This is a genomic window from Kribbella amoyensis (assembly GCF_007828865.1).
Classification (GTDB): Bacteria; Actinomycetota; Actinomycetes; order Propionibacteriales; family Kribbellaceae; genus Kribbella; species Kribbella amoyensis.
Genome location: NZ_VIVK01000003.1, coordinates 499,833 through 523,868 on the forward strand (window position 1 = coordinate 499,833; position 24,036 = coordinate 523,868).

Annotated in this window: 29 protein-coding genes and 1 pseudogene; 21 read left to right on the top strand and 9 right to left on the bottom strand. The window is 65.4% G+C overall.

Annotated features, from left to right (window positions below):
- Window positions 1-306: 306 nt before the first annotated feature.
- Window positions 307-1,680 carry a cystathionine beta-synthase gene (locus tag FB561_RS36425; protein WP_145814634.1) on the bottom strand — a complete coding sequence of 458 codons (1,374 nt, stop codon included), beginning with the start codon at window positions 1,678-1,680 and terminating at the stop codon, window positions 307-309.
- 111 nt (window positions 1,681-1,791) lie between these two features.
- On the opposite strand from FB561_RS36425, the gene FB561_RS36430 reads away from it, so the two are divergent.
- Both FB561_RS36430 and FB561_RS36435 read left to right on the top strand, forming a co-directional pair.
- Window positions 1,792-2,838 (top strand): SGNH/GDSL hydrolase family protein, encoded by a 1,047-nt coding sequence (locus FB561_RS36430; protein ID WP_145814635.1) that lies wholly within the window; start codon window positions 1,792-1,794, stop codon window positions 2,836-2,838.
- Between the two features lie 132 nt (window positions 2,839-2,970).
- A complete protein-coding gene (locus tag FB561_RS36435; protein ID WP_145814636.1) occupies window positions 2,971-3,201 on the top strand; it encodes a DUF4287 domain-containing protein in 231 nt (76 codons plus the stop codon).
- Between the two features lie 189 nt (window positions 3,202-3,390).
- On the opposite strand, the gene FB561_RS36440 is transcribed toward FB561_RS36435, so the two are convergent.
- From FB561_RS36440 to FB561_RS36450, 3 genes are all read right to left on the bottom strand, one after another.
- Window positions 3,391-4,248 carry a Bax inhibitor-1/YccA family protein gene (locus FB561_RS36440; RefSeq protein ID WP_145814637.1) on the bottom strand — a complete coding sequence of 286 codons (858 nt, stop codon included), beginning with the start codon at window positions 4,246-4,248 and terminating at the stop codon, window positions 3,391-3,393.
- Window positions 4,249-4,389: 141 nt separating this feature from the next.
- Window positions 4,390-5,139 carry a DUF4118 domain-containing protein gene (locus FB561_RS36445; protein WP_337692340.1) on the bottom strand — a complete coding sequence of 250 codons (750 nt, stop codon included), beginning with the start codon at window positions 5,137-5,139 and terminating at the stop codon, window positions 4,390-4,392.
- A 78-nt stretch (window positions 5,140-5,217) separates the two neighbouring features.
- A complete protein-coding gene (locus FB561_RS36450; protein ID WP_145814639.1) occupies window positions 5,218-6,126 on the bottom strand; it encodes an SDR family oxidoreductase in 909 nt (302 codons plus the stop codon).
- Between the two features lie 87 nt (window positions 6,127-6,213).
- Between FB561_RS36450 and FB561_RS36455 the strand changes: the two genes are divergently transcribed.
- Window positions 6,214-6,774 (top strand): TetR/AcrR family transcriptional regulator, encoded by a 561-nt coding sequence (locus FB561_RS36455; RefSeq protein ID WP_145814640.1) that lies wholly within the window; start codon window positions 6,214-6,216, stop codon window positions 6,772-6,774.
- Window positions 6,775-6,780: 6 nt separating this feature from the next.
- Window positions 6,781-7,050: a hypothetical protein gene (locus tag FB561_RS36460; RefSeq protein WP_145814641.1), complete on the top strand. Its 270-nt coding sequence runs from the start codon at window positions 6,781-6,783 to the stop codon at window positions 7,048-7,050.
- A 2-nt stretch (window positions 7,051-7,052) separates the two neighbouring features.
- On the opposite strand, the gene FB561_RS36465 is transcribed toward FB561_RS36460, so the two are convergent.
- From FB561_RS36465 to FB561_RS36470, 3 genes are all read right to left on the bottom strand, one after another.
- A complete protein-coding gene (locus tag FB561_RS36465; protein ID WP_145814642.1) occupies window positions 7,053-7,376 on the bottom strand; it encodes a type II toxin-antitoxin system PemK/MazF family toxin in 324 nt (107 codons plus the stop codon).
- Window positions 7,373-7,507: a hypothetical protein gene (locus FB561_RS39075; RefSeq protein WP_272952596.1), complete on the bottom strand. Its 135-nt coding sequence runs from the start codon at window positions 7,505-7,507 to the stop codon at window positions 7,373-7,375. The genes FB561_RS36465 and FB561_RS39075 overlap by 4 nt, the downstream gene beginning before the upstream one ends.
- 267 nt (window positions 7,508-7,774) lie before the next feature.
- Window positions 7,775-8,557, bottom strand: coding sequence for an SDR family oxidoreductase (locus FB561_RS36470; RefSeq protein ID WP_145814643.1), 783 nt, complete (start codon window positions 8,555-8,557; stop codon window positions 7,775-7,777).
- 148 nt (window positions 8,558-8,705) lie between these two features.
- Here FB561_RS36470 and FB561_RS36475 point away from each other — a divergent pair, with 148 nt between their 5' ends.
- The 6 genes and pseudogenes from FB561_RS36475 to FB561_RS38895 all read left to right on the top strand — a co-directional run.
- The gene (locus FB561_RS36475; RefSeq protein WP_145814644.1) at window positions 8,706-9,209 is read left to right on the top strand and encodes a DinB family protein; all 504 of its coding nucleotides are present in this window, start codon (window positions 8,706-8,708) and stop codon (window positions 9,207-9,209) included.
- Window positions 9,210-9,241: 32 nt separating this feature from the next.
- Window positions 9,242-9,703, top strand: a complete 462-nt coding sequence (locus FB561_RS36480) for an NUDIX domain-containing protein (protein WP_170284955.1) — start codon at window positions 9,242-9,244, stop codon at window positions 9,701-9,703.
- 137 nt (window positions 9,704-9,840) lie between these two features.
- Window positions 9,841-10,056, top strand: coding sequence for an ANTAR domain-containing protein (locus FB561_RS36485; RefSeq protein ID WP_145814646.1), 216 nt, complete (start codon window positions 9,841-9,843; stop codon window positions 10,054-10,056).
- A 129-nt stretch (window positions 10,057-10,185) separates the two neighbouring features.
- Window positions 10,186-10,515 carry a nucleoside triphosphate pyrophosphohydrolase family protein gene (locus FB561_RS36490; protein ID WP_145814647.1) on the top strand — a complete coding sequence of 110 codons (330 nt, stop codon included), beginning with the start codon at window positions 10,186-10,188 and terminating at the stop codon, window positions 10,513-10,515.
- 137 nt (window positions 10,516-10,652) lie between these two features.
- Window positions 10,653-10,997: a hypothetical protein gene (locus FB561_RS36495; protein ID WP_145814648.1), complete on the top strand. Its 345-nt coding sequence runs from the start codon at window positions 10,653-10,655 to the stop codon at window positions 10,995-10,997.
- 115 nt (window positions 10,998-11,112) lie between these two features.
- Window positions 11,113-12,357 (top strand): annotated as a pseudogene (locus FB561_RS38895) (MFS transporter); the annotation flags it as partial.
- Window positions 12,358-12,367: 10 nt separating this feature from the next.
- Here the strand turns inward: FB561_RS38895 and FB561_RS36505 are convergent.
- On the bottom strand, window positions 12,368-13,339 hold the full coding sequence (locus tag FB561_RS36505) for a helix-turn-helix transcriptional regulator (RefSeq protein ID WP_145814650.1): 972 nt from the start codon (window positions 13,337-13,339) through the stop codon (window positions 12,368-12,370).
- Window positions 13,340-13,466: 127 nt separating this feature from the next.
- On the opposite strand from FB561_RS36505, the gene FB561_RS36510 reads away from it, so the two are divergent.
- Window positions 13,467-14,189: a VOC family protein gene (locus FB561_RS36510; protein WP_202881019.1), complete on the top strand. Its 723-nt coding sequence runs from the start codon at window positions 13,467-13,469 to the stop codon at window positions 14,187-14,189.
- Between the two features lie 435 nt (window positions 14,190-14,624).
- Here FB561_RS36510 and FB561_RS36515 read toward each other — a convergent pair whose 3' ends face one another.
- Window positions 14,625-15,293 (bottom strand): Type 1 glutamine amidotransferase-like domain-containing protein, encoded by a 669-nt coding sequence (locus tag FB561_RS36515; RefSeq protein ID WP_145814691.1) that lies wholly within the window; start codon window positions 15,291-15,293, stop codon window positions 14,625-14,627.
- Window positions 15,294-16,367: 1,074 nt separating this feature from the next.
- On the opposite strand from FB561_RS36515, the gene FB561_RS36525 reads away from it, so the two are divergent.
- The 10 genes from FB561_RS36525 to FB561_RS36570 all read left to right on the top strand — a co-directional run bounded on the left by FB561_RS36525 (window position 16,368) and on the right by FB561_RS36570 (window position 23,958).
- Window positions 16,368-17,273, top strand: coding sequence for a hypothetical protein (locus FB561_RS36525; RefSeq protein WP_145814652.1), 906 nt, complete (start codon window positions 16,368-16,370; stop codon window positions 17,271-17,273).
- Window positions 17,274-17,798: 525 nt separating this feature from the next.
- The gene (locus tag FB561_RS36530) at window positions 17,799-18,326 is read left to right on the top strand and encodes a hypothetical protein (RefSeq protein ID WP_145814653.1); all 528 of its coding nucleotides are present in this window, start codon (window positions 17,799-17,801) and stop codon (window positions 18,324-18,326) included.
- Entirely contained in the window at window positions 18,323-19,348 is a 1,026-nt protein-coding gene (locus FB561_RS36535; protein WP_170284956.1) for a serine/threonine-protein kinase, read from the top strand. The genes FB561_RS36530 and FB561_RS36535 overlap by 4 nt, the downstream gene beginning before the upstream one ends.
- Window positions 19,349-19,437: 89 nt before the next feature.
- The gene (locus FB561_RS36540; protein ID WP_145814655.1) at window positions 19,438-20,280 is read left to right on the top strand and encodes a phosphoribosylaminoimidazolesuccinocarboxamide synthase; all 843 of its coding nucleotides are present in this window, start codon (window positions 19,438-19,440) and stop codon (window positions 20,278-20,280) included.
- Between the two features lie 2 nt (window positions 20,281-20,282).
- Window positions 20,283-20,474, top strand: coding sequence for a hypothetical protein (locus FB561_RS36545; RefSeq protein ID WP_145814656.1), 192 nt, complete (start codon window positions 20,283-20,285; stop codon window positions 20,472-20,474).
- 68 nt (window positions 20,475-20,542) lie between these two features.
- Window positions 20,543-21,310, top strand: coding sequence for a GntR family transcriptional regulator (locus tag FB561_RS36550; RefSeq protein ID WP_145814657.1), 768 nt, complete (start codon window positions 20,543-20,545; stop codon window positions 21,308-21,310).
- A 131-nt stretch (window positions 21,311-21,441) separates the two neighbouring features.
- The gene (locus FB561_RS36555; protein WP_145814658.1) at window positions 21,442-21,759 is read left to right on the top strand and encodes a hypothetical protein; all 318 of its coding nucleotides are present in this window, start codon (window positions 21,442-21,444) and stop codon (window positions 21,757-21,759) included.
- A gap of 47 nt (window positions 21,760-21,806) precedes the next feature.
- A complete protein-coding gene (locus FB561_RS36560; protein ID WP_145814659.1) occupies window positions 21,807-22,121 on the top strand; it encodes a hypothetical protein in 315 nt (104 codons plus the stop codon).
- Window positions 22,122-22,448: 327 nt separating this feature from the next.
- Window positions 22,449-23,123, top strand: a complete 675-nt coding sequence (locus tag FB561_RS36565) for a hypothetical protein (RefSeq protein WP_145814660.1) — start codon at window positions 22,449-22,451, stop codon at window positions 23,121-23,123.
- Window positions 23,116-23,958, top strand: coding sequence for an FtsK/SpoIIIE domain-containing protein (locus FB561_RS36570; RefSeq protein WP_145814661.1), 843 nt, complete (start codon window positions 23,116-23,118; stop codon window positions 23,956-23,958). The genes FB561_RS36565 and FB561_RS36570 overlap by 8 nt, the downstream gene beginning before the upstream one ends.
- The last annotated feature ends 78 nt before the right edge of the window (window positions 23,959-24,036 follow it).

Here is a 24,036-nt window from a genome sequence, read left to right on the forward strand (position 1 = left end):
ACGCCCTCCCGCGACGTCCGGACCGCCCCACCAGGGGCCGGCCGGGCGTCGTCGTGCTTTCTTGCTGAAGGCAACGGAAGTAGGAGTCCGGGGCAACGGACTGCGACTCCGGGCGGACCGCGGAACCGGTCCGTGGGCCGATGGAAACGGCGCCGCCCGGACGCACGCTGGAGGTATGGAAATCCTTCAGATCATCGGCGCAGCGGGCATCGTCATCGGCATCGTGCTGACCGCCCTGCTCGCCATCGTGCCCACGGTCGTGGACCGGTGACGCACCGGTCCACGACGTAAGGCTCCGGGCAGGAGTCAGTCGACGGCGAGGTGACCGAGCAGGTCCTGCCGGGTGAGGACACCCACCGGCTTGCCGTCGTCCAGCACCATCAGGGCGTCCCGGTCCTCGAGCAACGCGACCGCCCTCGACACCGGTTCACCGGCGCCGAGGGACGGCAGCGCGGGGTCCATGTGCAGCTCGACGATGTCGTTCAGCCGGGCCTGGCCGGAGTACAGCGCGTCCATCAGCGTCCGCTCCGACACGGCCCCGGCCACCTCGGCCGCCATCACCGGCGGCTCGGCCCGGACCACCGGCATCTGCGAGACGTTGTACTCCCGCAGGATCTCGATCGCCTCGGCGATCGTCTCGTGCGGGTGGGTGTGCACCAGCGGCGGCATGCTGCCGTCCTTGCGGGCCAGCACCTCGCCCAGCGTCGTGCCCTGCCGGGCGTGCGCGAGGAAGCCGTACTGCGCCAGCCAGTCGTCGTTGAAGACCTTGGTCAGGTACCCGCGGCCGCCGTCCGGCAGCAGCACCACGATCACCGCGTCCGGGTCGTCCAGTTCCTGGGCGAGCCGGATCGCCGCGGCCGCCGCCATCCCGGCCGAACCGCCGACCAGCATCGCCTCCTCGCGGGCCAGCCGCCGGGTGGTGGCGAACGAGTCCGCGTCCGAGACCTCGATGATCCGGTCGCAGATGGTCCGGTCGTAGGTGTCCGGCCAGAAGTCCTCGCCGACGCCCTCGACCAGGTACGGGCGGCCGGTGCCGCCGGAGTACACCGAGCCCTCCGGATCCGCGCCGACGATCTGGACCCGGCCGTTCGAGACCTCCTTGAGGTACCGGCCGGTGCCGCTGATCGTGCCGCCGGTGCCGACGCCCGCGACGAAGTGGGTGATCTTCCCCTCCGTCTGCTCCCACAGCTCCGGACCGGTGGTCTCGTAGTGCGAGCGCGGGTTGTTCTGGTTGGCGTACTGGTTCGGCTTCCAGGCGCCCTCGATCTCGCGGACCAGCCGGTCGGAGACGTTGTAGTACGAGTCCGGGTGCTCCGGGGCGACCGCGGTCGGGCAGACGACCACCTCGGCGCCGTAGGCCTTGAGGACGTTGCGCTTGTCCTCGCTGACCTTGTCCGGGCAGACGAAGACGCACTTGTAGCCCTTCTGCTGGGCCACCATCGCCAGCCCGACCCCGGTGTTGCCGGAGGTCGGCTCGACGATCGTGCCGCCGGGCTTGAGCTCGCCGGCGGCCTCGGCCGCCTCGACCATCCGGACCGCGATCCGGTCCTTCACCGAGCCGCCGGGATTGAAGTACTCGACCTTCGCGAGTACGAGCGGCCGGGCGCCGTCGGTCGTCTTCGTCAGCCGCACCAGCGGGGTGTTGCCGACCAGGTCCAGGAGTGAGTTCGCGTAGTGCACGAATCTCACTGTATGGGACACCCTGCGGATCGCCCTGATCGGATCCGAACTGTGCCGTGTGTCCTTGGCAATATCACTTGCTTCGTCGTGACAGCGTGTAATCCTTGATCCATGAGCAGAGCCCGGGCCGCTAAGCGGCTGGCCCAGGCCGCGGCCTTTGGGGGCGGGGGACTAGGACTGATCGGTGCCACCCTGTACGGCGTGCTGACCGCGGAAGCGCAGTACGCCCGCCGGGTGATCGGTCCGATGAAGGCTCACCCGGTTCCGGGCAACGGTCTGTACGGCCGGTATCCAGGTCAGCCGATCACGCTCGCGATGATCGGTGACTCCAGCGCGGCCGGATACGGCACCGCCACCCCCGAGGAGACCCCGGGCGTCCTGCTCGCCTGCGGCCTCGCGGAGCTGGCGAAGCGGCCGGTCCGGCTGATCGACGTGTCCAGGGTGGGGGCGAAGTCGACCGACCTGGCCCCGCAGATCGACACCGCCCTGCTGGCCGGGCCGCACGTCGCGGTGATCCTGATCGGCGCCAACGACGTCAAGGACCAGATGCCGCCGTCCACCTCGGTCCGGCTGCTCGACCGCGGCGTGCGCAAGCTCCGGTCGGCCCAGTGCGAGGTCGTCGTCGGCACCTGCCCGGACCTCGGCGTGGTCCGGCCGATCAAGGCGCCGCTGCGGCAGGTGGCCCGGTCCTGGAGTCACCGGCTGGCGGCCGCGCAGACGATCGCGGTGGTCGAGGCCGGCGGCCGGACGGTGTCGATGGGATCGATGCTCGGCAAGGCCTTCCGGACCAACCCGGTGATGTGGGGCCCGGACAACTTCCACCCCTCCTCCACCGGGTACGCCGCGGCCGCGGCCGCGTTGCTGCCCACGGTGGCGGCGGCGGCCGGCGTCGGGCCGGACTCGATCGTGCACCCGGAGCCGTTCCGCGGCGAGGCCGTGCTGCCGATCGCGGAGGCCGCTGTGCAGGCCGTCCGGACCGCCGGGACCGAGGTCGCCGCGGCCAAGGTGGCCGGCAAGGACCGCGGGCCGTGGGGTCCGTGGGCGCAGCTGCGGCATCGCCGCCGGCACCCGAAAGCCGAGGTGGACAAGGTCGACGAGAGCGAGCCGGCCACGACCGCCGAGGACTCCGGTCAGTCGCTGGCGGAGACCGTCTCCTGATCGGCCCGCCGTCGCTTCTTGACCGTGGTGTGCGTACTTCGAGCGAGGACTTTCATCGCGAAACTCTTGCCTGGGCGAGCGTCCTGAGGCACAGTCGAATACTACGCATCACCCCGACGACGGGAGGCGAAGATGGGCTTGAACCACTCCGAGGAGACGCACAAACGTCTGGTCGAGAAGGTGCCCACGTGCACCGGACGAGAGATGACAGAGTGGTTCAAGTTGATGAACGACGGTCCGTCGTTCTCACGCTTTGACGACAGGGTGCGATGGCTTTCCAGCGAGTACGCCCTCGCTCACGGGCACGCCACAGCCATCGTGCACGAGTACGACTTGGTCAAAGCGCACCGGCGCATGGTCTGAGCCGAACAGGAGCTGTTTCCCAGCGGGCCTGCCCTTTCTTCAGGTGGAAGGGCGGGCCCGCTCGGCTTTTCCGGGGGTCGATCTCGGTGGTTCAGGAACAGGCGAAGGGCCGTTCCCCCACCTGAGAGGGATCGGCCCTTCGTCGTTCTCGGATGTGGCCGAACCGGGGTGAGCCGGTCCGGCCGTCGGTCAGTCGCCGCCGCGCAGGATCGCGAGGATCCGCAGCAGGTTCCAGTACAGCCAGACCAGGGTGACGGTCAGGCCGAACGCGGCCCGCCAGGCCTCGCTCTGCGGGGCACCGTGCTTGACGCCCTGCTCGATCAGGTCGAAGTCCAGGATCAGGTTGAACACCGCCAGGCCGGCGCCGAGCGCGGCGAACAGCAGGCCCATCGGGCCGAAGCCGCCGATCCCGGAGTTGAAGCCGAACAGGCTGGCGACGAAGTTGATCAGGATCACGCCGGCGAAGCCCATGGTCGCGATGATGACCATCTTGGTGAAGCGCGGCGTCACCTTGATCGCGAAGTACTTGTAGGTGGCCAGGGTCAGACCGGCGGTCACCAACGTGGCCAGGATCGCCTGGACGATGATGCCCGGGTCACCGACCCAGTTCGCGATGAACTTGCTGCCGATCCCGAGGAACACGCCCTCGGCGGCGGCGTACACCATCACCAGGGCCGGGCTCACCTTGCGGGAGAACGAGAGCACCATCGCGATCGCGAAGGCGAGCAGCGCACCCGCGAGGAACACCGGGGTGACCAGATTGTCCGGCGTCTTCCACCACGCGACCGCGGCGGCGGCGACCACGACACCCAGCGTCATGCTGGTCTTCACGATGACGTCGTCCAGCGTCATCGGGCGGCTGCCGGCCGGCGCCCCCTGGTACTGCTGCGGCGGCGTGCCCGGCCCGCCGTACCCGTACTGCCCGGGCTGCTGCCCCGGCTGGCCGTACGGACCCGGCTGACCGTACGGAGCGGCCCCCGGGTAGGCCTGGCCTTGTCCAGGCGCGAACGCACTCGACCGGTTCAGGACCGGGTTACTGCTCTGCATGTCATCCTCCTGAGGACCCACTGTGGGTCGTAAAGGGATACTACGTTCCCACCCTTAACAACTCCTGAGGAAGAACCAACCGTTACCCAACGGAATTCCCGGAGCGTGAACAGTTGCAGAACCCAACCGAATCAGGCGGGGTCAGCGGGCGGTGGGCGCGGCCAGGGCGGCGCCGACCTGGTCGGCCAGGGCCACGGCGACCAGGCGTTGTTCGAGGTCGGGGCGGGCGATCCGGGTCGCCGCGGTGAGCAGGAACCGGCCCACGGTCAGGCCGCCGTGCTGGACGGGCAGCTCGATCTCCGCGTTCGTGGGGAGCCCGTCCCGCTCGACCTTCAACTGGTGCGACCCGCGGGTCACGGTGCCGTCGTGGTTCAGCTGCGGACCCCGCGCGGACCGGTCCCCCGGAACGAACCGGCACCCGTCGATCCGCAGGACAGCGGTCAGCTCCGCGGACACGTCAGCCACCAGGTCGTCCGTGGAAGCCCCCTTCGCCACCGCCGCCGAGGTGGTCAGCACCCCGTCCAGGTACCCCTTCTGCCGGCTGGCCCGCGCCTGTTGCCGACGGCCCCAGATCGCGATCTCGGTCACCGCCACCCCGATCCCGACCAGCAGCAACGTGGTCTCGATGTCGTCCCGGTTCGCGATGGTCAGCTTGTTGAACGGCACGGCGAGGAAGAAGTCGAACCACACCGCACTCGACAGCGCGGCCACCACCCCGGCGACCCGGATCCCGAACGCGGCCACCGCCACGATCACCACGACGAGCAGCAGCGCGGCATTCGCATTGTCGAACGAGTCGCGGAAAGGAACCAGCACCGCACAAACCAGCAAAGGCGCCACCAAAGCCGCCCCGACCACAGCACCGCGATATCCACCCACCCCACCATTCACCCGCGCCGAAGACCCCGATTCAATGCCGCCCCCGAAACTCTGGCGCCCTTCTCACGACCGAGGAGGTGGGCGTTCGGCTCAGCTGGTGACGGTGAAGTAGTGGGGAGTGGCGAGGTCTTCGAGGAAGGTGGGGTGGGTGGGGGTCCAGTTCAGGAGGGCTTGGGTCCTGGTGGACGAGGCGGGGTGGTCGAGGGCGACGAAGTGGGCCAGGAAGCCGAGGTACCGGGGCGCTTCCTGGGCGGTGACCGAGCGGGTGGGGACGCCGGTGCCGTGGGCGATGGCCTCGGCGATCCGGCGGAACTCGACACCCTCCTCGGCGACGGCGTGCAGGCGGGTGGCCGGCGGGGCGGACTCGAGGGCGAGCCGGTACAGGGCGGCGGCGTCGAGGGTGTGGACCGCTGGCCAGCGGTTCGTGCCCGCATCGATGTACGCCGCGACGCCGTGCTCCCGGGCGAAGCCGACGAGCGATCGGGGGAACCCGGTCAGGTCGAGGTCGCTGTGGACGATCGGCAGCCGGACGACCGAGGAGCGGATGCCCTTGCCGGCCAGGTCGATGACGTAGTTCTCCGCGTCGATCCGGTACCCGCCGGGCAGCGTGTCGGCCTCGGTCCCGGTCCGGTCGAGGCCGGCCTGGCCGAGCAACCCGGTTCCCGACGTACCGACCAGCGGCTTGTCCGTCCCGGCGAGCGCGTCGCCGATCGCCCGGAGCGCGGCCAGGTCGGATTCGGCGGCGCCGGCCAGGTCGCCGGACTGCATGGCGTCATGCCGGAACGCGAGGTGGACCACACCGTCGGACGCCTCGGCCCCGGCGCGCAGGCGATCGAGGTCGGCCAGGTCGCCGCGCAGGACCTCGGCGCCGGCAGCGGTGAGGCGCGCGGCAGCCGCGTCGGAGCGGGCGAGGCCGATGACCGCGTGGCCGTTGGCGAGGAGGTCGGGGACGACGGCGGAGCCGAGGTGGCCGGAAGCACCGGTGACGAAAACACGCACGAGCTGGATCCTTCCTGATGTCAGTCAGTGACATCATCGACTCTACACCAGTGATGTCACTCGATGACATGGCTATCATCGTCGCTCATGGGGCGCTGGGAACCGGATGCGGCCGGACGGCTGCGTGAGGCCGCGATGGCGCTGTACACCGAGCAGGGGTACGACGGCACGACGGTCGCGCAGATCGCCGATCGCGCCGGCGTCACCGCGCGCACCTTCTTCCGGCACTTCGCCGACAAGCGCGAGGTCCTGTTCGCCGGGTCCGAGGAGCTCCAGCACCGGATGGTCGCCGCCCTCGCCGCCGCGCCGCCGGCCGCGGGGCCGATGGACGCGATCGCGACCGGCCTGCTCGCCGGGACCGACCTGTTCAGCGGCCGCCGCGACTACGCCCGGCGCCGGCAGGCCGTGATCGCGGCGAACCCCGAGCTGCGCGAACGCGAGTTCATCAAGATGGCCGCCCTCGCGACCGCCCTCACCGACGCGCTCCGGGACCGCGGGGTCGCGGTAGGAATCGCCGCCCTCGCCGCCGAGACCGGGGTCGCCGTCTTCCGGGTCGCCTTCGACCGCTGGGTGACGGCGCCCGAGGACCCCGACCTCTCCGAGATCACCCGCGCCACCATCACCGACCTGGCCGGCCTCACCACCTGAGGCCGGATGCCGGGCAACGAACCAGGCAGCGAGTGGGCCGCGTACCACCGGGAGCTGGCGGCCGCGGCCGGGTACACGATCGATACGGGCGGACCGAACTTCGGCTGGGAGCATTTCGTCGAGCAGATCGCCGAGGGCCGCGCCCCGGTGGTCAGCGAACGGAACCACATCACCGCCCGATACCAGCCCTACAACCCCTCGACCCACTGGCTCCCCGACGAAGACCGAGCCCTCCTCGACCCGGTCCGATCAGGCCGGGTCGAGGATGTCGGATGAAGTCAGTCCGACATCCCAAGTGCGGCAGCGAGTCCTTTGTTGATCCCGCTCATCGCCTGGATCGACAAAGCACCGACGACTCCGATGACCTCGTCCTGGTAGATCTCCACGATGTCGTCACAGACAGCGCGCCCGACGAAGATCTCCGGATGACCTAGCTCTACGATGCTCGGAATCGCCGGTTTGGCCGAAGTCGTGAGGCGCACTGTCAGCACCTGAGGGAGATGCTCGTTCCGCCGGTTGTTGGACACCACGACAAAGAGTTTCGGCTCGTCCGAACCGATCGAGGCTCGCACCACTTGGCTGCGTAGCAGCGGCCAGCTCACTCGTCAGCCCAGCTGGGACGCCGGCGCCGGGCGACGCCCTGCCGCGCCGTAGCGTCCATCTCGGTCGCGATCCGTGCATACCCCTCGGACTCGACCTGGCGCTCCACGGCTTTGATCCCAACCTCCAGCACGGCGTGAAGGAACGCGGCTTCGCTGGTCCCTTCACTCACGGAAACTTGAGCCAATCGCGACAAGGCAGTCCTGTGTTCGGCCGATCCACGGAGAACCGCCAGGTCACGAAGGTCTCGCTGGGAAAGCGGTAACGACTTACGAACGCTCGGCTGATCCGTGGTCTCCATGCATCACATCATGCAGCACCTGTTGCAGCATTTCAACAGGCACATGGTGCATCAGGTGTCGCCGACAAGCTGCTGCCCTCGATCGCCTTGGCCGGCTGATCAGCTCAGGCGGTCGGTCAGGAACTCTTCCCAGGTGCGGCCGGTGCCGTGGTCCGGGGAGAGGTTCGCGCCGGCGCGGAAAGCCGCGGCCGCCTTGCCCGGCATGCGCATCGGCAGGAACAGCCGCTTGCGGCCGGTCGCCTTCAGGTACGAGCGGATCGGGTCGCCGAAGCCGTACACCTTCGGTCCCGCGATGTCAGCGACCAGCCCGGCTGGTTCGCCCAGGGTCAGCTCGACCAGCCGATCGGCCACGGCGGCCCCGTCGACCGGCTGCACGTGGAATCCGGACGGCACCGGGACCACCGGCAGCTTCGCCATCCCCTCGGCCAGCTTGAACAGCAGCTCGTGGAACTGCGTCGCCCGCAGCGTCGTCCACGGCACCCCGGATCCCTCGACCAGTTCCTCGGCCTCGCGCTTCGCCGCGATGTACCCGAACGCGTTCCGGTCCATCCCGCTCACCACCGGCGTCCGATCCGCACCGACGACGGAGATGTAGACGAGATGCCGTACCCCGCCCCGCCCGATCGCCCGCATCAACTGCCGAGCCTTCTCCCCGTCCCCCTTCGCGGCCCCGGCCAGGTGCACGACCACGTCGGCACCCTTGACGGCGTTTTCGACCCCGTCGCCGGTGTCCAGATCACCCACCACGTACTCGACGCCCGCCTCGCCGTCCCGCCGGCTCCGGCTGAGTACCCGCAGGTCGGCATCCTGCGCCGCCAACCGCGGCACCACCAGCTGCCCCAGCGTCCCGGTCCCGCCCGTCACCAGAATCGTCGAACCCATCGCAGTCTCCTCATCTCAGGTCTTCACAACACCGACGGACCCCGACGAGCGAGTGTGACCGGTGTGACCCAAACCACTTGGAGCCATCAGAGGCGCCAGGCTCCGCTCGCTGCCCGGCGATGGGTCCCTCGTGGTGCATCATCGCGACATGACGCCCCGACGACGACCGGCTGGCGATGCCGACGAACGCGCGATGCTGACCGGCTGGCTCGACTACCAGCGAGCCACGGTCCGCCTGAAGTGCGACGGACTGAGCGACGAGGATGCGCGGAAGGCGGTACTCCCCTCGTCCCCCGCGATGACGGTCGCCGGCCTGGTCTCGCACCTGCGTTGGGTCGAACACGGGTGGTTCGAGGTGAGTTTCCTCGGCGCGCCCGACAGGAGCCCGACGTCGCCGGAGGACGAGCTCGCCCAATGGCGCGCACCAGGCGTCACCCTCGCCGACCTGCTCGACGCGTACGACGACCAATGCGCCCGCTCCCGCGAGATCGTGGCGAACCACGCCCTGGACGAACCAGAAGCCTGGGCCCCACCGGGCCTGGAGGTGGTGTCCCTACGCTGGATCGTGGGCCACCTGCTCGAAGAAACAGCCCGCCACCTAGGCCACCTGGACGCAATGCGCGAACTCCTCGACGGCACCACCGGCTCGTAATCTCCTACGATCGCCCGATGGCGAGACATGCGGTGAAACTCCTGCTGCTGGACGAGAACGACCGCGTTCTCCTCATCCACGCGAAGGACCCGCAGACCCAAGCCGAATGCTGGTACCCGGTCGGCGGCGGCATCGAGCCCGGCGAAACCCTGCAGGAGGCGGCAGCGCGCGAGGCGTACGAGGAAACCGGCCTGACCGAGCTTCCCCCTGGCCTTCCGATCTGGCACCGGGACCACACCTACGAGTACGACGGACGGAAGTTCGACGTCCACGAAGAGTGGCTGCTGCACAGAATCGAGCGCTTCGACCCCCGACCGACGCAGCTGTCCGAGGCCGAGAGACACAGCATCTTCGGCTTTCGCTGGTGGCGCGCCGAGGAGCTGATCGAGACAACGGAGACCGTCTTCCCACCCGGCCTCGGTCAGCTCATGGGGGAGCTGGCGGGCGAGGGCTGGGGCGACGATGGTCGGAGGACGGAACTCGGAGAAGGTTGACGGCCGGCTCTCGAGGCGCACGGTAGAAGCACCGGTGGCTCCTCGATGCCCGCAACCAAGTCGGTGTCGTCTTCGGTTCTCGACAACCTACTCGGTGCCGGGCATTTTGCTTGGGTTCCTTGGGTCAGGCGGCCCTCATGGCCATTTTCAACCAGGACCAGCGATCCGCTGCAGCAGTGGACGGTCCAGAGATTGTCTGGCAAGCGCAAGGCGTGCTGATGGAAATCCACAAGATCAGCGCTCCACAGGCGCTGAAGGTGATCGAGTGGCACGCCCAGATGCTCGGGAAGACCACCGCGGAGGTCTGCCTCGAGCTACTCCACGACGCCAGCCGCGGCCAACCGACACCCTGACCTTCGGTGACCGTGCATTCCGACAGGACGTACTCACCTCGCCGCTAGCCGGTCCTCCGAACTCGGCCGCTGCTCCAGCCCATGACGCCGGGTACCTCCTGTCCAAATGCCCGCACCTACGATGAGCCGGTGGATCTCACCGCTTACCAACAAGCTGCCCTCCGCACCGCCGCACCCCGCGACAAGCAGAACGAATTCCTGCACCTGGTGCTCGGCCTGGTCGGCGAATCCGGCGAGATCGCCGAGAAGGTGAAGAAGGTGATCCGCGACCAGGACAGCGACTTCACCAAGATCGACATCGAGGACCTGAAGAAGGAACTCGGCGACGTCCTGTGGTACGTAGCTGTCCTGGCCGACTACTTCGACATCCCCCTGAACGAGGTCGGCGAGAAGAACATCGAAAAGCTCGCCGGCCGCCAACAACGCGCAGTACTGGGCGGCAGCGGCGACAACCGCTGATCCGTCACCAGCAGCCCAGAATGACCGGTAGCTGCCAGGGCTCGATGACGAGGTGATCGGCGCACCAGACTGCCGTGATGGCGACGTGTGACTTCTGCAACGGGACGACCGAGTCCGGGACTCGATACCCGGCCGAGATGGTGCAGCAGGCGGCGCTGACCGGGTTTCGGCCGTCGGGCCTTGAGGTGATCTACGGCGTGGCTCGGCAGCTGGGGCTGACCGAGATCGATCCTGGTCGCGAGTGGGTCGAGCAGGTGATGGCAGACCGCTCGGACTGGCTGACGTGCCCGAGCTGCGTCCGAGAGTTGGAGGACCATCTGGCCGGCAGACGGCGGCGTGGGCCCGCGCAGTCTCCTCCGCCCAAGTACCGCAGTGGAGATCTGGGAGCCACGGGCGGATCCGGGAACAGTCCATTGGTTGTCGGGTTGACACTGGTCCTGATATTGGTCGTCTCGGCGGTAATCCTTCTACTGATCAGCTGATGAGGACCTGAGCGGACCAACACTCGCCGTACTTCTGCACCGAGAGCGTTCCGCGTAGGTTTACTGGGATCGGTGAAAGCCCCAATGGGGTGTCCTCGTCGAACACCGGAACTTCCGGCGCTTGTTCTGCGGCAACTCGATCTCCCTGCTGGGATCGAGCGTGACCACCGTTGCCTTGCCGTTGACCGCAGTGCTGGTGCTCGCCGCGTCCCCTGTACAGATGGGATTGCTGGGCGCGGTCTCGTTCCTGCCGCACCTCGTACTGGGGCTGCCCGCCGGGGTGTGGGTGGACCGGCTGTCGTACCGCCGAGTCGTTGTCGGCGCTGACCTGTTGGCGGCCACCGCGTTGGCGGCAGTACCGATTCTGGCCGCGACGGGACTGTTGCGGATGTGGCACCTGTACTGCGTCGTCGTGATCACCGGGACCTGCAGCTTGTTCTCCGCGATCGCGGCCCAGTCGTTCGCACCCGTACTGGTCCCCCGCAGCGAGATGCTGGCAGCCAACAGCGTGTTTGCCCTCAGCAACTCCCTCGTCTCCACCAGCGGCAGTGCCCTGGGCGGCGTCCTGGTCCAGCTCCTGACAGCCCCGATTGCGATCGCTGTCGACGCCGCCTCACTGCTCCTGTCGGCGATCACGAAGGCGCGGATCACCGTCACGGGTAGATCGACCGCCGCAGACCCCGCCAAAGAGTCGATCTTCAAGGGCATCCGGGGCGGCTTCCGAGCAGCGCTCGAGCACCCCGCACTCCGGGCAACCACCATCGCCGCCACCGCCGGCGCGTTAGCCGGTCAGATGCAGGCGGTGGTCGTGGTGCTGTTCCTGGTCCGCGACCTCAGCTTGTCGGCCCAACTGGTCGGCCTGGTGATCGCGGTGTCCGGAATCGCCGGGATCGTCGGCGCCACCGTCGGGGTACAGATCACCGGCCGGCTCGGTAACGGGCCCACCTTCATCGTCGGCATGACACTGTCGAGCCTGGCCGGCCTGGTGATGGCGACCGCGGCAGGACCGACCGCCGTGGCTCTCGCAGTGGTGATCGTCGCGCAACTCCTCCGCGGCTGGGGCCCAACCCTGTACGGGATCAACCAGCAGACCATCCGCCAGATCCTGATCCCACCCGAACTCCTCGCCCGAACCCAGGCCACCTGGCGATTCCTGGTCTTCGGCATGCAACCGATCGGCGCCCTCCTCGGCGGCACCCTCGGCGCCCTCCCCGGCTTCCGCCCCACCCTGGTCATCAGCAGCCTGATCATGCTGACCGGCACCACCCTCGCCCTACTAAGCCCCCTCCGCACCCCTCCGCCAACTCCCAGAAACCGAGACGACCGGACAACCCTCCGCCTCACCCCACTAGCTGCCGGCCTCAGGTCCATCACCACTTCGGGGCGTGTGCTGCGATCAGGCGGTGCCCGATTCGTACCAGTTCGGCGCGTACGGACGGTGGTTCGAGTACTTGCACGCCTTCACCGAGGTAGATCAACTCACAGGCCGCTTCATGGACCGAGTCGAAGGTCGCACTGAACCGGCGTGCTGTTCCAGTCTTGCTGTCGATCGGCCGGAGTTGGGTGTGTTCCGACAGCGCCAAGGTGACCCGGCCGAGATCCTCGGTGCGAACCTGAAACTCCACCTCGACCCGATAGCTCGCGCAGGGCACGTGGCGGCGATTGACGTCCTCCCAGGCCCGGATGAGGTCGAAGTCGTCGGGCCGCTCGACGGCTTCGGTGGTCGCGTTGGCGTTGGTGGTCCAGGAGACGCGGAAGGTTCGCAGGCCCGCGTCGGTACCGGCAACGAGGTACCAGATCGTGCTCTTGGAAACCAGTCCGTACGGATGGACGCGGTGCACCGCCGCATCGGCTCCGGGTGGGGCGTAGGTGAGGTCCACCTGGACTCCGGCGATCACGGCGTCCCGCAACGGCACCAGCGTGACCGGCGCGGGTTGTGCGGTTCGGCCCCACCGGGTGGGGTCGATGTGAATGGCCTGCCGAGTCCGGTCGGCCTGCTCGCGAGTGGTCGCCGGGAGGGCCTCGAGCAGCTTGCGGACTGCCGAGATCACCCCCTGTTCCATACCGAGGCCGGCCAGCAGCTCCGGCCCGGTCACCAGGAACAGCGCTTGCGCCTCCTGCGGGGTCAGCGCCGACAGATTGATCGCCGGACCGTCGAGCAACGCCCACCCACCACCGCGGCCACGTTCGGAATACAGCGGCAGGCCGGAAAGCAGCAACGCGTCCAGGTCACGGCGGATCGTTCGCTCGGAGACGTCCAGGCGCCGCGCCAGCTCGGGCGCGGTCATTCTTCGGTGCGCTTGCAACAGCAGCGCGATGGCCACCAGACGCTCGGCGCGCATGATCGAAAATTAGCAGAGAAACAGGACACACGGGTGGCCAGTTCTGTTGCGTACGGTCTCATCACTGCCCGAGCGATCCGGCCCGGACAGGACTGCGGGGAGAGGGAGACCACCCATGACCACACACGTGCTGACCGGACAGCAGATCGCGGCCGCGGACCTCGATGGCTGGACCCTGCTGCTGTCCTTCGGACAGGGCGGCCTGGAAACGCGAATCCACACCGAAAGCTTCTCCCAAGGGCTGCGGCTCGTGGAGTCGATCGGGCAGGCTGCCGAGGCCCTCGGTCATGACGCGGAGCTCGTCCTGCGGCCCTTTCAGGTCGACGTCCGGCTGGCCAGCCGTGATGGCGGCGGCGTGACCGAAACCGACGTGACCTTGGCCCGTCAGGTCGCCGACATCGTCGCTGCCGCTGGTGCCGAACTCGAATGCGGCAGCCTCACCCGCATCGAACTCGGCCTGGACACGCCCGCGTACGACAAGATCGCGCCGTTCTGGGCAGCTGTACTGGACTCCGAGCACGTCATCGGCACCGCGGACTGGGGAGATGTCGGTAACCCCCGGACCGGACTGCCCATGATCTGGTTTCAGACCACGGACGCTCGATCCACTCAGCGAGCCTGGCATCCGCACGTCTGGGTCGACCCAGGACAGGTACGGCCACGGATCGACGCGGCCCTGGCCGCCGGCGGCACACTCGTCAGCGACCAGGGCGCCCCCTCGGCCTGGATCCTGTCCGACCCCGACGGCAACCACATCTACCTGTGCACCTGGCAACCCGGCGTCACCTCCCTCTGCGATTCGCAGTACCGACCCGGAGGAACCAACTGGACCAACCGAAGCGGCAGATGAGTGCGTCTCAACTGGTTGTGCTTCTGAGGCGTGCGATGGCCCTCAGGATGTCGTCCCGATGCTTCGCTTGCTTCATCCAAGCCGGGAGCCGCTCGATCAAGCTCGACCGTGCGGCCGGGAGTCAAGTGCGCAACACCTCGCTCTGCAGAGTGGCCGCAGTTGGAGCAACAAAGTCGCCGCGAAGCAAAGGCTGGGCGCAGGTTCGGGGCCTTTGTCGGCACCGGGGCGATGCGAGCCTGCTGACCGCACTTCGGCACCGAACCAAGATTTCACCCATGTAGTCCCAGAGGGAGTTCCGTGGATCCTGAAACCGTTCAGGCGTGGGCGGCTGCGGGGTCACAGTCGAACTCTAAATGAGCCGCGGCTCCGCTCATCGACAGATTGGTACGCAGGTGTTCATACCTCCGCGGTTGCAGGCCAGTGTGCAATCGGCGGCTAGGCCGGGAAGGCCTTCCAGTGGCCTTCGGAGATGACTTCGACGGTGCCGTTGGTGACCTTGAGGGCGGTTTGGTCGTCGATGGCGTAGGCGGGGCCTGCGATGTCGGCGGCCCATCTTTCCGCGTCGGCCAGGGTGTTGCCCGGCATGAGTTCGTGGTCCAGGTGTGGGTAGATCGAGAAGTCGACGACGCCGAGTGTGCGGTCGTCCGGTGCAGACGGCCAGTTGACGAAGTCGTTGCCGATTCGCGGTGTCATCACCATGCTGCCGGCGCTGAGTCCTACCCAGACCGTCTCGGGGAGCGACGAGATGAGCTCCGACAGCCCCGACTCCCGCATCCAGTGGTACAGGTACGTCGCATCGCCGCCGTCCACCAGCAGCACGTCGGCCTCTCGGACCCACGGTATCCACCGCTCCTCGCCGATGCTGGGCAGCGCGGTGAGCTCCAGGACACCCAAGGACGCCCAACCGAGGCTGGTCATCGTGTGCCACGGAGGCTCGCCGGCGACGAAGTTTCGCACCGAGGCGGGCCCGAGCATCGGGTGGCCCCATTGCGCCGTGGGGATGCAGAGCGCACGAGACTCGGAGATCGGCTTGCCCAGCAGCTCGACCAGCGCATCGCGGATGCTTTCGTTCGTCACGCCTCCGGACGTGAGGAGGAGTTTCACCATGCCTCCCGAGGCGAGTGCGACATACGTTCCTGGTTCAGCGTTTCCGCAGGTCAGGCGCTGGAGTGCCCGGGACGGGATTCGAACCCGTATGCCTTGCGGCCGCGAGGTTTAAGTTCGATCAGGCGGTGTCTGGCGGGGTTCACCAAGTTCCATTTCAGGCGCGCTGGTTATCAGAGCGAACTGCCCGAATCGACCCGAACGGGCTTGAACTGCAACCACGACTGCAACCGCCGACCTCCTCCATGCCATGGGCGGGGGTCTGGCTGCTGCCTGCTGCTGGAGAGGCGCGATTCGCTTGCGACCAGGCAATTTTGCCTCTCCCGGTTGTGGCTACGTGGTGCGTTCCAGTGACGGCCAGATCACCCAGATGGTCGCCGAGAAGGACACCGCGTACCACGCGTTGCGGCTGGTTCATGGCCGTTGTTGCGTGTGGTCGCCTCCCGAATCTCTCCCATCGACGTAGAAGGTCCGGTGGCCTGCCTGCACTTCGTCTCTCGATGCTCACTGAGGCTCGGGCTAGGGTCCATACAGGTGGCCGCGCCGGACCTAGGTACGAGTATGGCCTGGATCAGTCGGTGACTGGCCGGGGTTATCCACCGCCTTCCGTTGACACGTATGTGCCAACAGTATTCGAACACTTGTTCTACACTGCATCACATGGGCACGAACCGCCGCTACTCTCGGGAGCCACCTCCCAACCTCGTAACTCGGCACTGCTGGGTCTTGCGGACGGGCACCGAGCGGGGATCATAGCCAGGTCTGATACTGGAGTGGTGGCGGTCCAACTCAGATACTTGGACAGCCCGAGTCGTCTACGTTCCAGATCACCGCTCCGGACGCTCGATAGAAGACTGGTTCACCGCAGATCGCCTACGGCCCATCGAGAGTTGGCCTACGGCGGAGATCCAGAACGCGGGTCATCAAGTCAAGCGTGATTAGCATTTACTTGCACCAGGGTCTCTGGCATCCTCAGCCATCTGAGGCATCGTGACACTTAGAGGTGAGCGATCGCGGATGAATCTACGGAACCATTTCACTCAAATCCAGAACCGCGGGGAGTATGCAAGTTAAATGGATGAAACAGCTATTGCACTTCTCGCGCTGATCTTGTCTGTTGCGCTTGGGATCTGGGAGCTGGCAAAGTATCTCTTAGAGGCCGGCCGAGTGAGGGTGCGAATGTTGCCTGCCGCCGCCGATGGTTTGAGTATTCGCCGGTCGTACAAGGATTGGAAGAACTTGGAACTCTACATCCAGGCCCAAGGCGGGTGGTATGTAGAGATGGCTGAAATCGAAATTGAGAATGTCAGTCGGAATGCTGTAACAATTTCTGATGTCGGAATCGATTTCGGGACCTCGCGCTGGTACCGCAGGGATCGACGGTCGGTAGTCCCCCGTGCAAGTAAGCTCGGGAATGGTTCCACCGAAACTCGCATTCGTCTTGAGCCCTTTGATCGCGTCACCTTCGTTTTGGACGTCTGGCAGGCAATAGCCGGTGTTAAGTCATCGAGAGCCCCAGTGAAATCATCTTTCCCTCGCCGTCTTCGGGCCACCGTAAGAGTGGCCGGGAAGCGCAGGAAGGCGCTGTCACCATGGCGTCGAGGCTGGGTTGTTAAAGGTGATCAAATCGCATTCATGGATCACACCATGAAGGACTCGGGAATAGTCGCTTACCAAGCAATTGTAAGATATATGGCCGACCATGAAACTGGCGACGCGGGCATGCTAGCCATCCCTGTTGCCCTCGAGATCAAGAAGTCGTTTCCATTATCAGGGCCCCCGCCTACGACTGAGCAGATTGAGGAGATCCTGCTCTCTCAATCTGAACTCTTCAAGGACAATTCGAAGGCCCAGCGTCGCATTGATGCGTATTACATCGCCAGGGATATCGAAAGTGCATACCACCAATCCAAGGTGCTACCGCCGCCCGAAGAAAACGGGACGGGGCATACCTCTGCTTCCCCGGCGACCAATCAATGAAAGGCGCGGCTTGACGGTTACGTGTCAACCGCGGCCAGTCTGCCGGATCGTCCCGATAGCTGCCGCCCAAGGACCGTAGCGGTGGGTGTCCAGGGTCGAGCTCGCTCGATCGCTTGCGACGCCGCAGGCGCCCTTGACGCGCGCCGCGTAGGGCCGTCCCTCCCATGATTGCTGTCGGGACGATCCGGTAACCCACCTGCCAGACGACAGGCATGCCCAGCCATCCACGGCGGTGGCCGGCCGATCCAGATGCGTGCAACCCGCAGGGTGTCGAGCCGTCGACGGCGAATTCTGCTGTCTTCGACCCGGCACCCTGCTGGCACGTGCGCGCCAAGCCAAGGGCAGCGCCGGGAGCGAAGCGAAGCGAGAGCGGGAGGCAGGCGGCCCGCCCTACGGTGGCGGCGCGCTTTCGGGCCCTGGAGGGGCCCGTCTTGAAGTCGTAGAGAAACTTGTCAGCCAGGCTCGGGGTGGTTCGGCCCACTGGATAGGCGACATGCCGAGAGCAAGGTTGCGCAAGATTGCGCGATGGCCGATATGGTGGCTGAGCGCTGGGGGGGCGTTTCTTACAAGCGGGAGTCCTGGTCGGACTCCGGGGAGGACACAATGCGAGTTCTGGGGCTAAAGCTTTCAAAGAACAAAGTCGTCTGGAGCCTGGTCGAAGGCCCCTCGCGGGTAGATGCCAAAGTGGTTACACATGGGGCAACAAGTGCTCCTCAGGGCGATCGGGGTGCCGAGCTGGTTTGGCTGCGTCAGGAATTGCTTGAGCTTCTTGATAAACACTCTCCGGATCTAGTAGCGATTAGGGTTGCTGACCCTGGTGGTCAAGGCAACAGTCTTCCTCGGGCTGAGGCGGAGGGAGTTGCCCAAGAGGCTATCGCTTCAACTGGCAGCGAAGTCCGCAGGTTCTATGCGGCCACGGTCCGTGCTTCCTTTTCAGTGAAAAATGCTGCCGATCTGGATGCTGCCCTCAAGGCTGTGCCTGCTACTGCTGCCACGCCGGTCAGCAGGCGGGATCCGGCGACAGTTGCTATTGCATGTCTTCCAGAGTCATGAGCGCGTATGAAAGTCTTCGATATCTTGGTGGTGGCTACTTTGGCGAGGTATGGCTGGAGAAGGATAACGCTCTAAACCGCAACTGTGCGGCAAAGTATATCCGCCGGACACTTGACCTGGGTGAGCGTGGACCATTTGCGGAGGCGCAGGCCATGGTTCACGCAGAGCATGATCATGTCGTTCGGATCTATTCGGCAGAGATGGACGACGGTGTGCCAGTCATTCGGATGGAGTATTTGCCGGACGGCAGTATTTCTGATCGGTATGGGAAGCATCCATTGCCTATCGGGGATTCATTAAAGGCAATCATCGATGCTTGTCGCGGTCTTGAGTTTCTGCACACCCGCGGTTGGCTTCATCGCGATCTTAAGCCTGCAAACCTTATGCTCGGGCACAATGGTGAAGTGAAGCTTTCTGATTTCGGATTGGCTTGTACCGAGGATCATGTTCACCAACTTCCCATTGGTTACGCCACGCACTTGCCTCCGGAATCGGTATCCAGTGGATACATCGACTCGGTAGCTGGTGATATTTATGCTATGGGAACAACGCTGTACCGTTTAGTCAATGGCGATGTCTTCTTTGAGTCACAAATCGACGACGATGCTGATCTGGTCGACCTGATCGAGCGAGGAAAATTGCCGCGCAGGGATCAGTACTTGCCTCATATTCACAAGAGCTTGCGACGAGTCATAAACAAGGCTCTTAATGTTGATCCGTGCAAACGGTACGACTCAGCGAGTGAATTCCGTCATGCTATCGAGTCAGTAATTCCCAAGGTTTCATGGCGAGAGGTCGGTTTGGATGAGGGAGTGGGATGGGACGGTCGAGGTGGGAGCGACGGTTGGCGTGCTCGAATTCAGTCGACTAAGAGAGGTAAATTCTCCTTCAAGGTAGAGCGGAAGACGGCGTCGGGGGTGTACCGGGCGTTGCGGAGCGACTCTCAATCATTTGATACGGAACAAGATGCCATTCAATTTGCCGCCGCAGTTCTTGATCGGATAGCTGCGATTGGCAAGTAGTCGAACCTTGGTGTGGTTCTGCTGGACACGGCCTGGTGGTCGGAACCCGTGGTGCGGCGACCGTCGCATAGGTGTGCTAGAACAGTGCCGTGGAGCTGCTGCATCGAGGCAAGGTTCGAGACGTGTACAGCGATCGCCCTGGGGAGGTGATCCTGGTTGCGACTGATCGGGTGTCGGTCTATGACGTGGTGTTGCCTACTCCGATCCCTGACAAGGGGAAGTTGCTGACGAGTCTGTCGCTGTGGTGGTTCGAGCAGCTGGCGGATGTGATGCCTAATCACGTGATCTCGGCTACGGATGTGCCGGCCGAGTTCGAGGGGCGGGCTGTGCGGGTTCAGCAGGTCGACATCATCCAGGTGGAGTGCATCGCCCGCGGCTACCTTGCTGGGCTTGGCTGGGATGCCTACCAAGAGTCCGGGAAGATCTCTGGGGTGTCGATCCCTCCGGGGCTTCGTGAAGGGGACAAGCTTCCGCAGCCGGTGTTCACACCGACTACGAAGACGGCTCCTGAGGATGGGCATGACGAGCCGATGACCTTTGAGGAGGTCTCGGAGGCTGTTGGGCCGGAGCTCGCGAAGACGCTTGAGGCGAAGACGCTTGAGCTGTTCAGCAGGGCTACTGAGATCACGGCTGGTCGTGGTGTGCACCTGGCGGATACCAAGTTCGAGTTTGGGCTTGCGAAGGATGGGACGTTGGTCCTGGCCGATGAGGTGCTGACGTCGGATTCCTCGCGCTACTGGCGGGATGAGGACTGGAAGCCTGGGCAGCGTCAGGTCTCGTTCGACAAGCAGTACGTGCGTGACTGGGCTCGTGATCTGGGGACGTGGGACAAGACTCCTCCGGGTCCTGAGATCCCGGCTGAGGTCGTCGATGAGACTCGTGCTCGTTATGTGGCGATGTACGAGCGGGTTACCGGTCTGAAGTGGGAGTGACCATGCCGACCTGGGAAGAGATCCAGGAAGCTCGCCTGAGTGACGTCCTCGAGCTTCAGAAGGTTCACAAGCGATTGCTCGCAGCCAAGGAGCAGGGGATCGATCCGGACCCGGCTGACGCCGAGGTTGCCCGGTCTGTTGCGGCGACTGGACTTGGCGGGATTGATCGGGTCAACGCGCGGGACGACTACTAGACCTCCTCAGGGCTGCGGCTCTATGCTGATGGTGTTCTAGAACAGCGATTGGAGCCTGAGGTCTAGTTATGCCCCCGAAGCTGGAGCGTCCCGCTCCGCCGTATCAGCAGATCGCCACCGAGATTCGTACCCGGATCTCCAGTGGTGAGTTGCAGGCTGGCGACTTGGTGCCGTCTGTGCGGTCGCTGATGCGCGAATGGGGTGTGGCTATCGCTACCGCTCAGCGTGCGTTGTCGACCCTGCGGGCTGAGGGGTACATCAAGCCCGAGCGTGGGGTTGGGAGCATCGTGACGACCGAGGAGGAGCGCGGTCGAGCTGCTAACGACCGTGTCGACAACTCCCGGCGTACGGGCAAGATCTATCCCACCGGGAGCTACGCGAAGATCACAGAGGCTGTGATCGATGAGGCATCAGAGCAGGTTGCCGATGCGCTGGGACTGAAGCCCGGTGATCCGGTCATCCGGCGTGTCCGGACAACCTATCGGTCAGACGACAGGCCGGCCTCGGCATCGACCTCGTACTACCGCGGCCATCTGGCCAAGACGGCACCGCTGCTGCTGAGTGCTGAGCGGATCAGGGAAGGCACGTTCGCGTACATCGCGAACATCCTCAAGCGCGAGATCGATGCGTGGCAGGACCAGTTCGAACCGGCAGCCGCGAGCGCTGAGCAAGCGGAGAAGCTTGGCCTGGACGAGGGCGCCCTCATCATGGTCGGTCGCAACTGGATCTACGACGACACTGGCGACGTGCTTGAGTACGGCGAGAGCATCACCTTCGGGCGCGTGACTTACCGTGGCCGACTCGGCGACTCTCCCACCCGCGTTCAGCGGCCTTGACACGTAAGCGTCAACTCTGAGTTACAAACTCGTGGCTTTTAGTGCTTGTCGACGTGGCCTAGGTGTTCTAGTATTCGAACTAGAACACCCGCTCAACGGGAGTGGGTCGGACGCCTAGAAGGGGCGATTCCATGAACATCAACGTTGACCTCACGGGCAAGACGTTCACCGTCACCAAGGGTGCGGAGGAGAAGAAGGACCAGAACGGCCGGCAGAAGGCGGACAAGACCACCAACGATCTGCTCTGGACGGTTCAGCTGATGGCGCTCGATGAGTCCGGCGGCGAGGTGATCAACGTGACCCTGGCGGGCAATGCTGCCCCGAAGGTGACCGTTGGTGCCATGGTCGTTCCGGTCGGGCTGACTGCCATGCCCTGGGCCACCAACGGGCGGAACGGTGTTGCGTACAAGGCGAACAGCCTCAACGCGCCGGGTAACGCGAAGGCCTGATCCCCACTCATCCCGTGACTCGTGCAACTGCTCAGCAAGGAGTAGTCATGTCGCAACCGATGGAAGACCGAACCGTCACAGCGAATCAGGCACGTGCCGAGTACGAGGCCAAGTGCCAGGAAATCAAAGGGATCGAGACCGCGAAGCGGTACCTCGAAGAGCTTCTGTCGAAGCTCATGCAGCGGTGTGAGCCGCTGGTCGCGTTCCACACCGTCGGCGACACGATGTACGCCGTGGATTCGTTCTGGATGCTGCTGAACATGTACGCCGATGCTGAGCGCAAGCTCAGCGATGCGAAAGCTGCCCGCGACTACACGTACGCGGTTTGGCAGTCGGCTTCGGCCGAACCCCACCGCGGCTGACACGTAAGTGTCAACGTCGCTGAACTACCGCTAGATACCAAGAACGGCCCTCGAAAGGGCCGCTCCCTGGAACACCGACACGAAGCCGGGTCAAGGCCTCAGAAACCGTCCTGGCTTCGTGTCTCTCCAGACTCAACCCCCTCAACGGGAGGTCTTGTCATGCCCAAATCTACCCGTAAGCGCTCGAGTGGTCGAGTATCCGGCCGTCGCGGACGTGGCAGTGCCACGAGTGCTGTCGAAACCATCACCCGGCCGTCGCAGTCCCTGCCGGTCGTCATCTTGCTGAGTGTCTGGCGCTGGCGCTGGGAACTCATCGTCCTGGCCCTCGTGGCCTACATCGTCATCGCCCACGGCGCGGCCGTCAGCGGCTACTTCGAGTCCAATCCGCTGTGGCTGAACGCGCTGCTGATCATCGTCCTGAGTGGCTGGATCTTCACCGACAACCTGGTACGCCGCTTCGCGCGTAACCGAATCTGGTGCGTCATCACCCGGCACCGCGTCCGGGCCTGTCTCACCGAGATGCGCACCCTGAACTGGTCCGGCAACCTGCCGTTCATCGTCGGGTGCTTCTCCACCAGAACCGGTCAGGTCATCTGGCTGTTCATGCGTCCCGGTCTGTCGGCCGAAGACCTTGAGAACAAGGCCGAAACACTGGCCTCCGCGTGCTGGGCACGCACGGCAGTGATCACCCGCTCGACGCGCAACGCCGCACTCGTACGGATCGACATCGACCGGCGCGACCCGCTGTCCAAGCAGCACATCGTCTCGCCTTTGCTCAACGACACCAGCGACATGCCGGAAGCGGCCGTCGCAGAAGACGCGGTCATGGCCTTCCTCGGCCCCGAGCCCGCCTCCGAAGGGACCACCGACCAACCGCCGGCCAAATCCGGCAGCGGTGAGACCCGCACCAGAACCGCGAAGACCAAGACCACCGCCGCCGTGAACGACGGCAACACCGTGGTCCTGGGCGTCAACGGAGAAGACGTGTCCGACTATGTCTAGCTTCGACCCACGACAGGTGTTCCCCCGGCGCAAGCCGGGGGTCACCCCCACCCGATGGCTCGGCCTATCGATCTACGACCCCATCTACCTGGGTGTCGACACGCGCGGCAAGGCCGTGCACGTCACCCTCATGTACCGCAACATCCTGCTCGGTGGCGAACCCGGCGCGGGGAAGTCCGTAGCCCTGGGCAACATCGTTGCTCACGCCGCACTGTGCATCGACGTTGACCTCATCCTGATCGACGGCAAGATCGTTGAACTGCTGCCTTACGCACCGGTGGCGGAAGAGTTCGTCGGCAACGACATGAACAAGGCCCTCCGGGTCTTGCGCAAGCTCCAGGCCGATCTGGACGAGCGCTACCTGCACCTGGCCCGCACGGGCCGCAAGAAGATCGTCCCCGAGGACGGCTTCCGCGCGAAGCTCGTGGCCATTGACGAGCTTGCCTACTTCACCGTCACCGTCGGCACCAAGGAACAGCAAGAAGAGTTCCGGACCTTGATCCGGGACATCGTTGCTCGCGGCCGCGCCGCAGGCATCATCGTCGTCGCCGCGACCCAGCGGCCTAGCGCTGACATCGTCCCGACCTCGCTGCGGGACCTGTTCGGCTACCGCCTCGCATTCCGCTGCGCGACCGACTCCAGTTCGGACATCATCCTCGGCACCGGCTGGGCCTCCCAAGGTCACACCGCCGTGGACATCGCACCCGAATCCCTCGGTGTCGGGCTGCTCCGCGCCGAAGGCGGATTCCCCCGCCGTCTCAAGACGGCCTACCTCAACGACAACCAGCACCGGCAGATCGTCCGCCGTGCTGTACACCTCCGGAGGGCCGCATGATCACCGTCAATCCTGTCCCCGCAGGGACTCTCACCGCCGTCAACGACGGCAAAGGCAACACCGGCTGGCTCCACAACT

Bases quoted from the DNA above. Each gene is read 5' to 3' on its own strand.
- FB561_RS36430 (WP_145814635.1), top strand. From the start codon at position 1,792: ATGAGCAGAGCCCGGGCCGCTAAGCGGCTGGCCCAGGCCGCGGCCTTT.
- FB561_RS36435 (WP_145814636.1), top strand. From the start codon at position 2,971: ATGGGCTTGAACCACTCCGAGGAGACGCACAAACGTCTGGTCGAGAAG.
- FB561_RS36440 (WP_145814637.1), bottom strand. From the start codon at position 4,248: ATGCAGAGCAGTAACCCGGTCCTGAACCGGTCGAGTGCGTTCGCGCCT.
- FB561_RS36455 (WP_145814640.1), top strand. From the start codon at position 6,214: ATGGGGCGCTGGGAACCGGATGCGGCCGGACGGCTGCGTGAGGCCGCG.
- FB561_RS36460 (WP_145814641.1), top strand. From the start codon at position 6,781: ATGCCGGGCAACGAACCAGGCAGCGAGTGGGCCGCGTACCACCGGGAG.
- FB561_RS36470 (WP_145814643.1), bottom strand. From the start codon at position 8,557: ATGGGTTCGACGATTCTGGTGACGGGCGGGACCGGGACGCTGGGGCAG.
- FB561_RS36475 (WP_145814644.1), top strand. From the start codon at position 8,706: ATGACGCCCCGACGACGACCGGCTGGCGATGCCGACGAACGCGCGATG.
- FB561_RS36485 (WP_145814646.1), top strand. From the start codon at position 9,841: ATGGCCATTTTCAACCAGGACCAGCGATCCGCTGCAGCAGTGGACGGT.
- FB561_RS36495 (WP_145814648.1), top strand. From the start codon at position 10,653: ATGGTGCAGCAGGCGGCGCTGACCGGGTTTCGGCCGTCGGGCCTTGAG.
- FB561_RS36505 (WP_145814650.1), bottom strand. From the start codon at position 13,339: ATGCGCGCCGAGCGTCTGGTGGCCATCGCGCTGCTGTTGCAAGCGCAC.
- FB561_RS36525 (WP_145814652.1), top strand. From the start codon at position 16,368: ATGGATGAAACAGCTATTGCACTTCTCGCGCTGATCTTGTCTGTTGCG.
- FB561_RS36530 (WP_145814653.1), top strand. From the start codon at position 17,799: ATGGCCGATATGGTGGCTGAGCGCTGGGGGGGCGTTTCTTACAAGCGG.
- FB561_RS36535 (WP_170284956.1), top strand. From the start codon at position 18,323: ATGAGCGCGTATGAAAGTCTTCGATATCTTGGTGGTGGCTACTTTGGC.
- FB561_RS36545 (WP_145814656.1), top strand. From the start codon at position 20,283: ATGCCGACCTGGGAAGAGATCCAGGAAGCTCGCCTGAGTGACGTCCTC.
- FB561_RS36550 (WP_145814657.1), top strand. From the start codon at position 20,543: ATGCCCCCGAAGCTGGAGCGTCCCGCTCCGCCGTATCAGCAGATCGCC.
- FB561_RS36555 (WP_145814658.1), top strand. From the start codon at position 21,442: ATGAACATCAACGTTGACCTCACGGGCAAGACGTTCACCGTCACCAAG.
- FB561_RS36560 (WP_145814659.1), top strand. From the start codon at position 21,807: ATGTCGCAACCGATGGAAGACCGAACCGTCACAGCGAATCAGGCACGT.
- FB561_RS36570 (WP_145814661.1), top strand. From the start codon at position 23,116: ATGTCTAGCTTCGACCCACGACAGGTGTTCCCCCGGCGCAAGCCGGGG.